The sequence below is a fragment of the Paraburkholderia caffeinilytica genome, assembly GCF_046030355.1.
In the GTDB taxonomy this organism is placed as follows: domain Bacteria; phylum Pseudomonadota; class Gammaproteobacteria; order Burkholderiales; family Burkholderiaceae; genus Paraburkholderia; species Paraburkholderia caffeinilytica_B.
In genome coordinates this window covers 65,933-80,436 of record NZ_JAQQCQ010000001.1, presented here as the reverse complement: position 1 = coordinate 80,436, position 14,504 = coordinate 65,933, and the positions used below count along the sequence as shown (strand labels likewise).

Annotated in this window: 13 protein-coding genes; 5 read left to right on the top strand and 8 right to left on the bottom strand. The window is 62.2% G+C overall.

The features are described from left to right. Nucleotides 1–36 precede the first annotated feature (36 nt). The 4 genes from gatA (at nucleotide 37) to PQQ95_RS00325 (ending at nucleotide 4,855) form a co-directional block, all read left to right on the top strand. On the top strand, nucleotides 37–1,524 hold the full coding sequence (gene gatA, locus PQQ95_RS00340) for an Asp-tRNA(Asn)/Glu-tRNA(Gln) amidotransferase subunit GatA (protein ID WP_408433552.1): 1,488 nt from the start codon (nucleotides 37–39) through the stop codon (nucleotides 1,522–1,524). 5 nt (nucleotides 1,525–1,529) lie between these two features. Then, entirely contained in the window at nucleotides 1,530–3,005 is a 1,476-nt protein-coding gene (gatB, locus tag PQQ95_RS00335; RefSeq protein ID WP_408433549.1) for an Asp-tRNA(Asn)/Glu-tRNA(Gln) amidotransferase subunit GatB, read from the top strand. A gap of 175 nt (nucleotides 3,006–3,180) precedes the next feature. Continuing rightward, nucleotides 3,181–4,020 (top strand): PPK2 family polyphosphate kinase, encoded by an 840-nt coding sequence (locus tag PQQ95_RS00330; RefSeq protein WP_408433546.1) that lies wholly within the window; start codon nucleotides 3,181–3,183, stop codon nucleotides 4,018–4,020. 55 nt (nucleotides 4,021–4,075) lie between these two features. Beyond that, entirely contained in the window at nucleotides 4,076–4,855 is a 780-nt protein-coding gene (locus tag PQQ95_RS00325) for an exodeoxyribonuclease III (protein WP_408433543.1), read from the top strand. Nucleotides 4,856–4,966: 111 nt separating this feature from the next. Here the strand turns inward: PQQ95_RS00325 and PQQ95_RS00320 are convergent, their stop codons facing one another. The 7 genes from PQQ95_RS00320 to argB form a co-directional block, all read right to left on the bottom strand. Beyond that, nucleotides 4,967–6,250 (bottom strand): M48 family metallopeptidase, encoded by a 1,284-nt coding sequence (locus PQQ95_RS00320; protein WP_408434520.1) that lies wholly within the window; start codon nucleotides 6,248–6,250, stop codon nucleotides 4,967–4,969. Nucleotides 6,251–6,252: 2 nt separating this feature from the next. Then, entirely contained in the window at nucleotides 6,253–7,647 is a 1,395-nt protein-coding gene (locus PQQ95_RS00315) for an AmpG family muropeptide MFS transporter (protein ID WP_408433540.1), read from the bottom strand. A 14-nt stretch (nucleotides 7,648–7,661) separates the two neighbouring features. Next, nucleotides 7,662–8,270: a methionine biosynthesis protein MetW gene (metW, locus tag PQQ95_RS00310; protein WP_054037137.1), complete on the bottom strand. Its 609-nt coding sequence runs from the start codon at nucleotides 8,268–8,270 to the stop codon at nucleotides 7,662–7,664. After that, nucleotides 8,267–9,412: a homoserine O-succinyltransferase MetX gene (gene metX, locus PQQ95_RS00305; RefSeq protein WP_408433537.1), complete on the bottom strand. Its 1,146-nt coding sequence runs from the start codon at nucleotides 9,410–9,412 to the stop codon at nucleotides 8,267–8,269. Before metX ends, metW begins: the two co-directional genes overlap by 4 nt. A gap of 313 nt (nucleotides 9,413–9,725) precedes the next feature. Then, a complete protein-coding gene (gene slmA, locus PQQ95_RS00300; protein WP_408433534.1) occupies nucleotides 9,726–10,430 on the bottom strand; it encodes a nucleoid occlusion factor SlmA in 705 nt (234 codons plus the stop codon). Nucleotides 10,431–10,447: 17 nt separating this feature from the next. After that, entirely contained in the window at nucleotides 10,448–11,200 is a 753-nt protein-coding gene (locus tag PQQ95_RS00295; RefSeq protein ID WP_408433531.1) for a pyrimidine 5'-nucleotidase, read from the bottom strand. 208 nt (nucleotides 11,201–11,408) lie between these two features. Continuing rightward, a complete protein-coding gene (argB, locus tag PQQ95_RS00290; protein WP_063494482.1) occupies nucleotides 11,409–12,308 on the bottom strand; it encodes an acetylglutamate kinase in 900 nt (299 codons plus the stop codon). Nucleotides 12,309–12,573: 265 nt separating this feature from the next. Between argB and PQQ95_RS00285 the strand changes: the two genes are divergently transcribed. Next, nucleotides 12,574–12,798 (top strand): cysteine-rich CWC family protein, encoded by a 225-nt coding sequence (locus PQQ95_RS00285; protein ID WP_408433528.1) that lies wholly within the window; start codon nucleotides 12,574–12,576, stop codon nucleotides 12,796–12,798. A gap of 43 nt (nucleotides 12,799–12,841) precedes the next feature. Here PQQ95_RS00285 and PQQ95_RS00280 read toward each other — a convergent pair whose 3' ends face one another. After that, complete coding sequence (locus PQQ95_RS00280; RefSeq protein WP_408433526.1) at nucleotides 12,842–14,479, bottom strand: tetratricopeptide repeat protein; 1,638 nt, start codon at nucleotides 14,477–14,479, stop codon at nucleotides 12,842–12,844. Nucleotides 14,480–14,504: the final 25 nt, after the last annotated feature.

The window sequence follows — 14,504 nt, the reverse complement described above, 5'->3', positions numbered from 1 at the left end:
ACCAAGACTCGCGAATCAAGCCCAGGATAAAACGCAATGCATGAAAAAAGCTTGACCGAACTGCGTGCCGCACTAGCGGCCAAGGAATGCTCCGCAGTCGAACTGGCGCAGCTCTATCTGAAGCGGATCGACGCGGCCAATAGCCTGAACGCCTTCATTCAGGTCGACGCCGACCTGACGCTCGCGCAGGCGAAAGCGGCCGACGCGCTGCTTCACACCGGCCACGCCGGCCCGCTGGTCGGCCTGCCGATCGCGCACAAAGACGTGTTCGTCACTCAGGGCTGGCGCTCCACGGCCGGCTCGAAGATGCTGTCGAACTACGAAAGCCCGTTCGACGCGACGGTGGTCGCGCGTCTGCAGAACGCCGGCATGGTGTGCGTGGGCAAGACCAATATGGATGAGTTCGCGATGGGCTCGTCCAACGAGAATTCGTACTTTGGTCCCGTGCAGAATCCGTGGGATCGTAAGGCTGTGCCGGGCGGTTCATCGGGCGGTTCGGCGGCGGCGGTGGCGGCGCGTCTCGCACCTGCTGCCACCGGCACGGATACCGGCGGCTCGATTCGTCAGCCGGCGTCGTTCTCGGGCATCACCGGTATCAAGCCGACGTACGGCCGCGTGTCGCGCTACGGCATGATCGCGTTCGCGTCCTCGCTGGATCAGGGCGGACCAATGGCTCAAACCGCCGCGGATTGCGCCACGCTGCTCAACGCCATGGCCGGTTTCGACGAGCGCGATTCGACCAGCCTCACGCGCGAAGATGAAGACTTCACGCGCTACATCGGCAAGACGTGGAAAGAAGACGGCGCGGACAAGCCGCTCGCCGGCCTGCGCATCGGCCTGCCGAAAGAGTATTTCGGCGCCGGCCTGGCTGATGACGTGCGCGCTTCGATCGACGCAGCCTTGAAGCAATACGAAGCGCTCGGCGCGACACTGGTGGAAGTCTCGCTGCCGAAAACCGAGCTGTCGATTCCGGTGTACTACGTGATCGCGCCGGCGGAAGCGTCGTCGAACCTGTCGCGTTTCGACGGTGTGCGCTTCGGCCATCGCGCCGCGGAATACCGCGATCTGCTCGACATGTACAAGAAGTCGCGTGCCGAAGGCTTCGGTCCGGAAGTGAAGCGCCGCATTCTGGTGGGCGCTTACGTGCTGTCGCATGGCTATTACGACGCGTATTACCTGCAGGCGCAGAAAATCCGCCGCATCATCGCGCAGGACTTCCAGGAAGCGTTCAAGCAGTGCGACGTGATCATGGGACCGGTCGCGCCGTCGGTGGCGTGGGACCTCGGCGCGAAGGGCGACGATCCGGTGCAGATGTATCTGGCCGACATCTATACGCTCTCGGTGAGCCTCGCCGGTTTGCCGGGCATGAGCGTGCCGTGCGGCTTCGGCGCGGGCGCGAATGCGCAGCGTCCGGTGGGTCTGCAGATCATCGGCAACTATTTCAATGAAGCCCGGATGCTGCAAGTGGCCGACGCGTTCCAGCGCGCGACCGATTGGCACCGCAAAGCGCCGGCAGGAGTGTGAGCACCATGACCAAGCAATGGGAAGTCGTGATCGGTCTGGAGACCCACGCGCAACTGTCGACCCAATCGAAGATTTTCTCGGGCGCCGCGACGCAATTCGGCGCTGCGCCGAACACGCAGGCGTGTCCCGTCGATCTGGCATTGCCGGGCACGCTGCCAGTCATGAATCGCGGCGCCGTTGAGCGTGCGATCCAGTTCGGCCTCGCGATCGGTTCGACGATCGCGCCGCGCAGCATCTTCGCGCGCAAGAACTACTTTTACCCCGATCTGCCGAAGGGCTATCAGATCAGCCAGTACGAAATCCCCGTCGTGCAGGGCGGCCAGGTGACGATTCAGGTCCCGGCGAACGAAAAGGCGGGTAAGGAAGCGTACGAGAAGGTCGTCAACCTGACCCGCGCTCACCTCGAAGAAGACGCAGGCAAATCGCTGCACGAAGACTTCGCGGGCATGACCGGCATCGACCTGAATCGCGCCGGCACGCCGCTGCTCGAAATCGTCACCGAGCCGGAAATGCGCAGCGCGGCCGAAGCGGTTGCGTATGCCAAGACGCTGCATACGCTGGTCACCTGGCTTGGCATCTGCGACGGCAACATGCAGGAAGGCTCGTTCCGTTGCGACGCGAACGTGTCGGTGCGCCCGGTCGGTCAGGCGGAATTCGGCACGCGTGCCGAGATCAAGAACCTGAACTCGTTTCGCTTCCTCGAAGAAGCGATCCAGTACGAAGTGCGCCGTCAGATCGAATTGATCGAAGACGGCGGCACGGTGGTGCAGGAAACGCGTCTGTACGATCCGGACAAGCGCGAAACGCGTTCCATGCGCAGCAAGGAAGACGCGCACGATTACCGCTATTTCCCCGATCCCGATCTGATGCCGCTGGTGATCGACGCGGCGTGGGTGGAGCGCGTGAAGAGCGAGATGCCGGAACTGCCGGTCGCGATTCAGCAGCGCTTTGTCACGCAATACGGCCTGACGCCGTACGACGCGAACGTATTGACGTCGAGCAAGGCCATGGCTGCGTACTACGAAGCGGTTGTGCTCAAGGTCGGTCCGTCGAACGCGAAGGTTGCGGCCAACTGGTTGATGGGCGAAGTGTCGTCGCAACTGAATCGCGAAGGCCTGGATATCGCCGATAGCCCGGTTTCGTCCGCGCAACTCTCGTTGTTGCTGCAACGTATCGCCGACGGCACGATCTCGAACAAGATCGCCAAGGAAATTTTCCTCGCAATCTGGGAAGAGAAAGCCACCGACGAAGCCGCTGCCGATCGCATCATCGAAGCGAAGGGTTTGAAGCAGATTTCGGATACCGGCGCGCTGGAAGCGATCATCGACGAAGTGCTCGCCGCGAACCCGAAGTCGGTTGAGGAGTTCCGCGCTGGCAAGGAAAAGGCGTTCAACGCACTGATCGGTCAGACGATGAAAGCGACCAAGGGCAAGGCCAATCCGGCACAGGTGAACGAACTGCTGAAGAAGAAGCTGTCCTGAGTTGACACTGGATTGACGCTAAGTTAACGCTGAGCTCAACCTTATTTGAAGAACCACGGCTGACGTGCGGGCTTGGGTTATCACGGGCTGTTGCCGGAAACGAAAGTGGGGCAACGGCCCGTTTCATTTTGCGGGCCCACTTTATGTACCGCTGAACGCAGACCACGGAGTGTGAATGGCGAAGCAACCCGAACTCGACGATTTCCGCGTACCGTATTTCGACGACGGCAAGAAGAGCAGCAAATTTTCGCTCGACGCTTTTGATCCGGCCGCGAAACCTTTTTCGACCGGTTCGAAAGATTCCGACCGGGCGCGATTGTCGGAGATCGGTGCGAAGCTCGACTCCCTGCAGGAGCGCCTGCACGCTCAGCGAAAACGTCGCGTGTTGCTGGTGCTGCAGGGCATGGACACGAGCGGCAAGGACGGCACGATCCGCGCGGTGTTTCATGAAGTCGATCCGCTCGGTTTGCGCATCGTGCCGTTCAAGGCGCCCACGCCCGTCGAACTGGCGCATGATTTTCTCTGGCGCGTGCATGCACAGGCGCCCGCCGCCGGCGAGCTGACCATCTTCAACCGCAGTCATTACGAAGATTTGCTGGTGCCGACCGTGCTTGGCGATCTGGATGCCGAAGCATTCGAGCGACGCTGCTGCCATATTCGCCAGTTCGAAGAACTGCTCGCCTACAGCGGAACCGCCATCATCAAATGCATGCTGCACATTTCGAAAGATGAGCAGCGCGCGCGTCTGCAAGCGCGGATCGACGACCCGAGCAAGCACTGGAAATTCGACGTTTCCGATCTCGAAGCCCGCAAGCAGTGGGACAAATATCAGGCGGCGTACCGCGACGCACTGGCTGTGACGTCGACCGACTACGCGCCGTGGTACGTGATTCCGGCCGATTCGAAGACCCATCGCAATGTGATGGTCGCCGAGTTGTTGCTACACACGTTCGAAGCGCTGAAGCTCGAATATCCGCCTGCCAAAGAATCGCTGAAGGGCGTCAAGGTCGAATGACCTTTCTGCTTTTTGCCCTTTGCTCCAACGACGAATCGAACATAAAAGGAACGACATGTTGCGTGTGATTACCGCCAACCTGAACGGCATCCGCTCAGCGGCGAAAAAGGGTTTTTTTGAATGGTTCGGCGAACAGAAAGCCGACGTGCTGTGCGTGCAGGAAATCAAATGCTCGCAAGACGACATGACGCCCGAATTCATGGCGCCGCACGATTACACCGGTTATTTTCAGCATGCGGTGAAGAAGGGCTATAGCGGCGCGGGCGTGTACACGCGTCACGAACCGGACGAAGTCATTATCGGCTTCGGCAGCGAGGAGTTCGATCCGGAAGGGCGCTATGTCGAACTGCGCTTCGGCAAGCTCTCGGTGATTTCGGTGTACGTGCCGTCGGGATCGAGCGGTGAAGACCGCCAGCAGGCCAAGTTCCGGTTCATGGACGAGTTCATGCCGCATCTCGCGGAACTGGCCCAGGAGCGCGAAGTGATCGTGTGCGGCGACGTGAACATCGTCCACAAAGAGATCGACATCAAGAACTGGAAGAGCAACCAGAAGAATTCAGGCTGCCTGCCGGAAGAGCGTGAATGGCTCACCAAGCTGTTTGACGAAGTGGGTTACGTCGACGTCTTCCGCACGCTCGATCAGCGGCCCGAGCAGTACACGTGGTGGAGCAATCGCGGTCAGGCGTATGCGAAGAACGTAGGGTGGCGGATCGATTATCAGATCGCAACGCCGGGCATCGCCAGCAAGGCGAAACGCACCGATGTGTTTCGCGATATCAAGTTCAGCGACCATGCACCGCTGACGGTCGACTACGACCACAAGCTTAAGAAGTAAGCACGGGGCTTGAGTTTCAGCGGAACCGGGTGAGCGTAGACGAGGCCGCAAGCCGCAAGCCGCAAGCCGCAAGCCGCAAGCCGCAAGCCGCAAGCGTTGCGCCCGCGCGCCTCACTCGCCGCTGATCGGTTTGCGGCGCGGGCGGCCCATGCCGGCATAGTCCGGCAGCGCATCGACGCTCTTGCCGATCGCCTTCGCATAGAGTGGCAGCATATCCGGCAAACGCTTGATGATGTCCTGCCGCCGCGCCGGCGTGTACGGGTGCACGTAGATATAGCCCTGCTCGCGATTGCTGCGCGTCGCCGTAGCCAACTTGTCCCATAAGGTGACCGCCGCGCGCGGATCAAAACCGGCACGCGAAGCGATATCGCTGCCGATCACATCGGCCTCGGTTTCGTCGGTGCTTTCGTATTTCATCTCCAGCAATCGTGAACCGATGCCGAGCGGCGCCGCGCCCAGATCGGCGAGCCCGAAAAGCTGCGGGATCGTGCCGGACGAGTCGAGCTGGCTCGACTGCAGTTCGCCGAGCCGCTCGCGCGCGTGCTCGCGCAGCGCGTGTGCGATCTCGTGACCGATCAGCATGCCGAGCTCGTTATCGTTCAGACGCACGCGGTCGAGCAGACCGCTATACACGACGATCTTGCCGCCCGGCAGGCAATACATGCGGATATCGGGCGAGCGCACCACCGCCACATCCCACTTCCAGTTCCTGGCCCGCTCGTTCCATTTCAGCGAGTAGGGGATCATTTTGTCGACGATGGAGCGCACCCGCGTGACGTGGGCGTCGGTATCGCCGTACAGGCGGTTCGCGTGTTCTGCGCCGTAGGTGATCTGGCTGAACTCTTCGGCAGCTTGCGCCTCGAGCATGGGCGACGGGATCAGGTTGCGAAACACGAGGTAGCCGCCATAGCGCAACTGTGTGTTCGGCGCACTGTAAGACGGGGGCGTGGGCGTGTTGGCGGCAGCGGGCGTTGACGTTGCGGCAGGCGCTTTTGCAGCCGCAGCCGGCGTCGAGGTAGGGGCAGGCGTTTTCGCCGTTACTGGTGCAGGTGGCGGCTGCGTTGAAGCGGGCGGCGTGGCGGCCGCAGGTGCGCTGCCGGCAGTCGTGCCGCTGGTCGCGCCAGCCGCCGCCGATGTCGCGTTTTCGGGGCTCGCCGACGACGGTGCCGACTTTGCAGCCGGAGCCGTAGCCGGAGCGGACGTGGGTGTGGTCTGCGCCGCTCCACTCGAGCCGACCGCAGGCATCGCTGTCGCATAGGCGCTCAACGGCGTCGCCAACGTCAGACTCGTGCAACCGAGCGCCAATGCTGCGCGCAGCAGCATGCGGTCGGCCTTGAACGAGGAAACCCCGAAGGCATCCGAAACCGGGCGCGCCACGCGCTTTGACTGAAGCATCGTCACGACCGGGTTCTCCAGGGCGCGATGCGCAGCAGAAGCAGCATGCCGGGCAACCCGAGCGCGGTGCACACGATGAAATAGTCGAACCAGCCGATCCGCGCGACCACATAACCGCTTGCCGCCGACGCCAACGTGCGCGGCACCGAAGCGAGGCTCGTGAAAAGCGCGAACTGCGTAGCGGTGTAACGCGGATCGGTAGTACTGGCGATGTAAGCAGTGAAGGCCGCCATCGTCAGACCGGTGGCGAAAGTTTCCAGCCCATAGACCAGCGCCAGCGCGACTGAGCGCGGGTCGAGCTGCACGGTCCAGTCGACGCCGACCAGCGCGAGCAGCTTCGACGTACCCTGGCTCAGCCAGACAGCGATGTCGTAAATCACGGTGAGACCAGGCGATGCCGGGCCGAGGTGCGCAAGCCATGCAAAGCCGAGCGTCGACACCATCTGCAGGACGCCGAAGATCCAGAGCCCGCGGCCGATGCCGACCTTCATCAGCCAGATCCCGCCGACGATCCCGCCCGCCAGACTCGCGCCAAACGCCGTGGTCTTGGCGATCACGCCGATCTGCGTGCGCGAGAAGCCGATGTCGAGAAAGAACGACGTGGACAGCGTGGTCGCCATCGTGTCGCCGAGCTTGTAAAGGAAGATGAAGCCGAGTACGAACAGCGCGCCGCGCCAACCGTCGCGGTGAATGAATTCGCTGAACGGCTGCACGATCGCTTCACGCAGATTCTTCGGCGGTGTGCCGTGCACCTCAGGCTCGCGCACCACCAGCGTCATGACCATGCCGGGCAGCATGAATGCGGCGGTGACGATGAAAACAGTGGTCCAGGGCAGATGGTCTGACAGAATCAGCGCCAGCGAACCCGGCACCAGCGCGGCAATCTTGTACGCGTTCACATGCACCGCATTGCCGAGACCCTGTTGCGTGTCGCTCAGCAATTCACGCCGATAGGCGTCGATCACGATATCCTGGCTCGCGCCGAAAAACGCGACCAGCGCTGTCAAAGCCGCCACGGTCCAGATCGAATCCTTCGGCGAGACGAAGCCGAGTGTGGCAATCGCGCCCGCCACCAGAATCTGCGTGACCAGCATCCAGCCGCGCCGTCTGCCCGGACGCCAGCCCGGAAAGCGCGGCACGTAGCGGTCCATCAGCGGCGCCCAGACGAATTTCCAGGTGTACGGAAACTGGATCAGCGCAAAAAGGCCGATTTCCTTCAGATTGACGCCTTCGGAGCGTAACCAGGCCTGCACCAGATAGACGAGCGTAAACAGCGGCAATCCCGACGTAAAGCCGAGAAAGACGCAGATCAGCATGCGCGTATTCAGGAACGCGCGCCAGCCGGGGTGTTCTTCGTGAGCGGTAAGTGCAGGCGCCTCGTGCGGCGGGTTCGACATGTGGATAAGTGGCGTTAGCTTTTCTTGACGCGATAGACCGCAAGACTACCACGCCAGTTCACGCCCCATCGCACCACCTGGCCTTCGTGCAGCACCACGCGGTCGAGAATCTCGATACCGACTTCCGGCGCCAGCGCCTCGAAATCCTTGATCGTCAGCACCCGCACGTTCGGCGTGTTGTGCCACTGGAAAGGCAGCGACTTCGACACCGGCATACGGCCTTGCAGCACGGACAGCCGATGCGCCCAGTAGCCGAAATTCGGGAACGAAACAATGCACTCCTTGCCCACCCGCACCGTCTCGCGCAGGATCGCGGCGGTTTGATGGATGGTTTGCAGCGTCTGCGACAGAACCGCGAAATCGAAGCTGCCGTCTTCGAACAGGCGCAGGCCGTCTTCCAGATTCTGCTGGATTACGTTGACGCCGTTTTGCGTCGAGGCCAGCACGCCGGCGTCGTTGATTTCGATGCCGTAGCCCTGCACGTCCAGTTCTTCGGTCAGGAGCGACAGCAGCGAACCGTCGCCGCAACCCAGATCGAGCACAGTGGCGCGCGGTTCGACCCAGCGGGCGATCGCGCGGAAGTCCGGGCGCAGCGCCAGGTAATCGAGTGCTCGCTGGTTCATGCGTTCACCTCGTTTGCAATACGTTCGTAGTAGGCGCGCATCAGGTTGTGATAGCGCGCGTCGTCGAGCAGGAAGGCGTCGTGGCCGTGCGGCGCGTCGATTTCCGCATAGGTCACCGTGCGTTTGTGGTCGAGCAGCGCCTTGACCAGTTCGCGCGAGCGGGCCGGCGCGAAACGCCAGTCGGTCGAGAAACTGGCGATCAGGTACTTCGCCGTGGTGTGCGCGACGGCGGCGGTCAGATCGCCGTCGAAGGCTTTGGCCGGGTCGAAATAATCGAGCGCGCGGGTGATCAGCAGGTACGTGTTCGCGTCGAAGTAGTCGGCGAATTTGTCGCCCTGGTAGCGCAGATACGATTCCACTTCGAATTCGACGTCGAAGTTGAAGTTGTACGCGTCCACCGCGCCCTCTGCGCGGCGCAACGAGCGGCCGAATTTCTCCGCCATATCGTCGTCCGACAGATAGGTGATGTGGCCGATCATGCGCGCGACGCGCAAGCCGCGTTTCGGCTTCACGTTGTGCGCGTAGTAATTGCCGCCGTGGAAGTCGGGGTCCGACAGGATCGCCGAGCGCGCCACCTCGTTGAATGCAATGTTTTGCGCGGACAGCTTCGGCGTGGACGCGACCACGATGCAGTGGCCTACGCGCTCCGGATACATCATGCTCCACGCGAGCGCCTGCATGCCGCCGAGGCTGCCGCCCATCACCGCGGCGAAACGCGTGATGCCGAACTCATCGGCCACGCGCGCCTGCGCGTTCACCCAGTCTTCAACCGTGACCACTGGAAAGGTCGCGCCGTACGGATTGCCCGTAGCCGGGTCGATGCTCATCGGCCCGGTCGAGCCGAAGCAGGAACCGAGGTTGTTCACGCCGATCACGAAGAACTTGTTGGTGTCGAGCGGTTTGCCCGGGCCGACCATGTTGTCCCACCAACCGACGTCTTTCGGATTGTCCGCGTACACGCCCGCTACGTGGTGCGACGCGTTGAGCGCATGGCACACCAGCACGGCATTGCTGCGTGCGGCGTTGAGCGTGCCGTAGGTCTCGACCATCAGGTCGTAACCGGCCAGCGAGCTACCGTTCTGCATGAGCAGCGGCTCGGTGAAATGCATTTTTTGGGGAGCGACGATACCGATCGATTCCATTCATTCCGCCATTTAACAAATACAGGGCGGCTAGATTGGCGTCGGCGAGGCACGGAGGAGAAACGATGTGCGCGGCTGACGACCTCTTTAGCCGCATTTATAGTGAACCGCAGGATCGTATGTTCCCGGCAGTTCGCGCGCCCGCAATCGAGTCAGCAAATCGGCGCGTGATAGTACGTGTACAAGGTGTTCAGGGTGCTCTGGACAGCGGCCTCAGGCGTAGTGAGTTGCCGAAGTCAGGCGCAAAGTATAGCGGAAAATTTCATGCGGCAGCGTCGCGGGCGCGGCCGTATGGTTGTGCCTGCCGCGCGGACTACTGGAGAATCAGCAGCAGTTGTGCGTCGGCGTGTTCGGCGGGCGGCCGCGCAAAACCGCTGCGCACATATCGATGCCAGCGGCCGATGATGTAGCTCAGCAGCAGACTCGCGCGGATCGCGGGATCGTAGCCGGCGGGCAGCGGCGCGGCGTGCACATTGGCGTTCAGGCTTGCGTTTTCACCCGCGCTTGCGTTTGCGTTTGCCTCAAGCTGGGCAAGCCGCAAACACTGCTTCAAGGATGCCTCGACCCGCTCCAGCATCTGATTGACCCGCTCGGTCAGCCGTTCGTGCTCGCCAACCAGCGCCTCGCAAGTCAGCACGCGGGTCATGCCGGGATTCTTCGCGGGGAAGTTGAGCAGCATCAGCGCGATCGCACGGGCTTGCAGCACGCCGCTGCTTTCCTTGTCGGCGATCTGGTTGATCAGGCCGAAGATGGTCTGCTCGATGAACTCGATGAGCCCTTCGAACATTTGCGCCTTGCTGGCGAAATGACGGTACAGCGCGGCTTCCGAGACGCCGAGCCGGGCGGCGAGCGCCGCCGTGGTGATCTTCTCGCTCTTCGGCGCTTCCAGCATCGCGGCAAGCGTCTGCAGGATGTGCACGCGGCGCTCGCCCGGCTTCAGGCGCGGCGCACGTGGGGCGCCCGACGGGGCGGGTTCGTGTTCGGCTACGGCTTCGTCAGGCTTGTCGATCGGCTGCATGGCTGTCGCCCCGTCTGCTATCTCTTCAAACGAACCGAGCGGCTGCCCAGTCGTAGCGATTTTAACGAACGAATGCACCGATCGACATAGTGCGGCCGACCAGTGCCCGGCAGACGCGTCGGCACGCCGTCCGCGTGCGGTTTGCGCGGCAGATGGCCGGTGATCCACACGGTGCGGATGCCGAGCCGCCGGTAGTTCTTCAGATGCGAGCGCGTGTCTTCCACGAGGATCACGTCCTTGAGCGGGACGTGCGCGTCGCGCATTGCCCGGCGCAACATCGAATGATCGGGTTTGGCGCGCCAGTAACGGCGATCGCGCATATGTTCGATCGCAATCACCTGTTCGAACAGACGCTCGATGCGTAACTCCGCGAGCACCGCGCGCGCATAGGCCTCGGGTGCGTTGGTCAGCACGATCTTGCGACCGGGCAGTGCCGCGACGAGCCGCGCCACACCGCGCTCGTGACGGATCATCGAGCCGAGATCGGGGAAGGTGTGGACGACTTTCAGGAAGTCGTGCGGATCGAGCGGATGATGGCGCGTCAGACCGAGTAGTGCTGCGCCGTAGCGTTGCGTGTAGCCGGTGCGCAGACGGTTGGCTTCATCGATGTCGACTTGCAATGCGTCGATGATGTACTGCGTCATGCCCTGATTGATCGCCGGAAAGATCGCATGCGAGGCGTGATGCAGCGTGTTGTCGAGATCGAACAGCCAGACCGGACTGCCGCCTGCAATGTGCGGACGACGGCGTCGGGAAGTGGGGGTGCGCATGATGGAGTCGCCGTTCAGGCGCGGGCAGTCGCTTCACGCAGCAAACGCGGACGACGCTTCGCGATGCGGAAGGCGATAAAAGAGGGAAGAGCGTTTTTGCGCCGGAGGGCGGCGCGTTGCGTACTGCTTGATGCAGCGGCAGCGCAACTGCACGGCACACACGGCACGCCAGGCTGGCGTACCGCGTGTGCCGGGTTTGAGGCAGGAATCAATGCGAGCGGATCATCGTGCCGAACGGCTGTTCGGTGAGAATTTCAAGCAGCACCGAGTGCTCGATGCGGCCGTCGATGATGTGTACCGAACGCACGCCGCTCTTCGCCGCATCCAGCGCCGACGAGATTTTCGGCAGCATACCGCCGGAGATCGTGCCGTCCGCGAACAGGCCGTCGATTTCACGCGCCGACAGATCGGTCAGCAGGTTGCCTTCCTTATCCATCACGCCTGGAATGTTGGTCATGATGACGAGCTTTTCGGCGTTCAGTACGACCGCCAGTTTGCCCGCTACCAGATCCGCATTAATGTTGTATGACAGACCGTCTTCGCCGAAGCCGATCGGCGAGATCACCGGAATGAACGCGTCGTCCTGCAGCGCTTTCACGACCGCGGGATTGATCGCCTCGACTTCGCCCACCTGGCCGATATCCACGTACTGGCCCGGATTGTCGCGATCCGGCATCTGCATCTTGCGTGCGTGGATCAGTCCGCCGTCTTTGCCCGTCAGACCGACCGCGTGGCCGCCGAAATGGTTGATCAGCGTGACGATGTCCTGCTGCACTTCGCCGCCGAGCACCCATTCGACGACTTCCATCGTCTCTTCGTCGGTGACGCGCATGCCCTGAATGAACGTGCCTTGCTTGCCGATCTTCTTCAGCGCCTGGTCGATTTGCGGACCGCCGCCGTGCACGATGACCGGGTTGATACCGACCAGTTTCAGCAGAATCACGTCGCGCGCGAAGCCTTGCTTGAGTCGCTCCTCGGTCATGGCGTTGCCGCCGTATTTGATGACCACGGTCTTACCGTGATATTGGCGAATGTAAGGCAGCGCCTCGGCCAGGATTTCAGCCTTCAGGGTGGGCGCGATCTGCGAAAGGTCAGGGATCTCGGACATGGCGGCAGGCTCAGGCACGGAACAGTTAAAACAGGGCGAATTGTACAGGACTGGCGCGCTGCAACAGGGTTTTCGATAGCGACGCCAGTGGCGGGTGGGGCAGGCTTTGCGCACTGCGCAATGTACGGGCGAAAGCAGCGACGGACAGTCAAGCTTACCGCCGTTCAGATGTGCCTGTGAATTGGCCGAATGGCCGACTCACGGCGGCGCGCCAGTCGTGGCATTATTTCCTGATCCAGGCTGTAGCGAGATCATCCGGCCCCTCATGAAACCCTCAGCTTCCCGCTCCGAAGGCAGCGCGCTTTGCCCGCGCTGCGGGCATGCGTTCGATTGCGCCATGCACGGGGTGCCGTTCGACTGCTGGTGCCGTGAAATGCCGGCTATGCCAGCCGACCGGCTCGATCCGTCAGGGCGCTGCCTGTGTCCTGAATGTCTTGCAGCGGAGATTGCGCGAGCCGTGCGACCGGTGCCGGGAGCCAGTTCACTTTAAGCGTGACAGGGCTTTGATGGCCGCGTTGCCGCTCTATCTCGATTTATGCAGCGTGGTGCCGGGCTGCAAGTGCGCTCAGATCACGTGTAACGGCCTCCAACGCGGGATCCCATTGACCGAACTGCGGCTGCCGGTAGAGCGTTGCGCTCGGATACCACGGGCTATCGGGCCGGTCGAGCAGCCAGACCCAGTGCGGATTGGCGTCGAGCAACACCCATGTGCGCTGCCCGAGCGCGCCGCTCAGATGCGAGACGGACGTGCATACCGTGATAACGAGATCGAGCGCGCTGACAAACGCGGCTGTGTCGTCGAAGTTGGCGAATTCGGCGGTGTAATCCGACATCGGCAGGCCGGCAAGCTGGGCCGCTGCGACGTCTGCCTCGGCATCCGGTTGCAGCGAATAGAACGCCACGTCATGCATACCGCCGAAATGTTCCGCGTAGCGTTGCCAACCCACCCGCCGGAATGGATTTCGCTGATGACCGATGCTCCCGGTCCATGCCAGTCCGACCTTGAGCCTCGTTTCGCCGGCAAGCCTTCGTTCCCATGACGCACTGGCTGTGGCGTCGGCATGCAGATACGGCATCGCAGCGGGGATCGTTTCTTCGCGCGTATTGAATAGCAAAGGCAGGCTGAGTAACGGAATTTCGTAGTCGAACGGCGGCAAAGTCTCGACACCGCCACCGGCCGAATAGCCGTCCACATGATTGCCGAGGCTGCGAGCGAGTAGCGCCCCCATCTGCGGAAATGAATTCCAGACGAGACGGCCGCCCTCGCGATGAACGCGCTCGGCCAGCAGCGGGATATAGCGGCTGAACTGCAAGACGTCACCCATGCCCTGTTCGCCCCACACCAGCAGTGTCTTGCGGGCGAGCGATTCACCTTGCCAGGTCGGTGCCGGCATCGCGGGGCGGTTACCACCCAATTCAAGTGAGCCATCCCAGCGCGCTTCGTGGGCTTGCCAGCCGTGCGCGTAATCGCCGCGCACGAGTTGCAGCATGCCGAGATTCGAGCGCATGGTCGCGTCGGTGGGCGCCAATGCGCAGGCGGTTCTTCCGGCGTGCTCCGCTTCGTCCCAGCGTTGCGCTTCACGCAGCGCCAGCGCATAGTTGTTATGCGCCAGATGACTATGCGGCGCGCATTGCACGGCTTTTGCGCCCGCTTCGAGCGCACGCGGCAGATTCAAATTGACGCGGTTTGCATGGGTGAGATTTGTCCACGCGTCGCCGTTATCGGGGGCGTCATGTACGGCGCTTTCCAGTAGGGCGAGTTGCTCGTTGAGGTCGCCGCCGGTAAGCGTGAGGGCGCTGGCGAGATTGTTGTGCAGTTGCGGCAGTTTTGGATCGATGGCGAGTGCGCGGCGATAAGGTGCGATTGCCTCGCTATGCCGGTTTGCCATCTGCAGCGCGTAGCCGAGACGGAAGTGTGCAAGCGCGCGGTGGGGATCGAGTTGGGCAATAATGGCGGCGAGTTCGACCGCGTCATGGTGACGATGTTGCTCGAGCAGCGTGGCGATGAGCGAATCGATCGATGTGTCGTCGAGTAGATGGCGTTGCGCAGCGGCGTCGAGCCAGTTCGCCTCCGCTTCGGCGGTGCCGTTTTGCCGGGCTGCGGCAGCCTGTCGCAGGAAAGTCAGGAAAGCTGACGAGGCAGCGGTGTCGCTATCAGAGATGGGTAGCATGGATGAGTTTGGGTGGCGCGAGAAC

What these genes read in the sequence shown, in the direction of transcription:
- gatA (WP_408433552.1), top strand. Translation starts at nt 37, where the DNA reads ATGCATGAAAAAAGCTTGACCGAACTGCGTGCCGCACTAGCGGCCAAG.
- gatB (WP_408433549.1), top strand. Translation starts at nt 1,530, where the DNA reads ATGACCAAGCAATGGGAAGTCGTGATCGGTCTGGAGACCCACGCGCAA.
- PQQ95_RS00330 (WP_408433546.1), top strand. Translation starts at nt 3,181, where the DNA reads ATGGCGAAGCAACCCGAACTCGACGATTTCCGCGTACCGTATTTCGAC.
- PQQ95_RS00325 (WP_408433543.1), top strand. Translation starts at nt 4,076, where the DNA reads ATGTTGCGTGTGATTACCGCCAACCTGAACGGCATCCGCTCAGCGGCG.
- PQQ95_RS00320 (WP_408434520.1), bottom strand. Translation starts at nt 6,250, where the DNA reads ATGCTTCAGTCAAAGCGCGTGGCGCGCCCGGTTTCGGATGCCTTCGGG.
- PQQ95_RS00315 (WP_408433540.1), bottom strand. Translation starts at nt 7,647, where the DNA reads ATGTCGAACCCGCCGCACGAGGCGCCTGCACTTACCGCTCACGAAGAA.
- metW (WP_054037137.1), bottom strand. Translation starts at nt 8,270, where the DNA reads ATGAACCAGCGAGCACTCGATTACCTGGCGCTGCGCCCGGACTTCCGC.
- metX (WP_408433537.1), bottom strand. Translation starts at nt 9,412, where the DNA reads ATGGAATCGATCGGTATCGTCGCTCCCCAAAAAATGCATTTCACCGAG.
- slmA (WP_408433534.1), bottom strand. Translation starts at nt 10,430, where the DNA reads ATGCAGCCGATCGACAAGCCTGACGAAGCCGTAGCCGAACACGAACCC.
- PQQ95_RS00295 (WP_408433531.1), bottom strand. Translation starts at nt 11,200, where the DNA reads ATGCGCACCCCCACTTCCCGACGCCGTCGTCCGCACATTGCAGGCGGC.
- argB (WP_063494482.1), bottom strand. Translation starts at nt 12,308, where the DNA reads ATGTCCGAGATCCCTGACCTTTCGCAGATCGCGCCCACCCTGAAGGCT.
- PQQ95_RS00285 (WP_408433528.1), top strand. Translation starts at nt 12,574, where the DNA reads ATGAAACCCTCAGCTTCCCGCTCCGAAGGCAGCGCGCTTTGCCCGCGC.
- PQQ95_RS00280 (WP_408433526.1), bottom strand. Translation starts at nt 14,479, where the DNA reads ATGCTACCCATCTCTGATAGCGACACCGCTGCCTCGTCAGCTTTCCTG.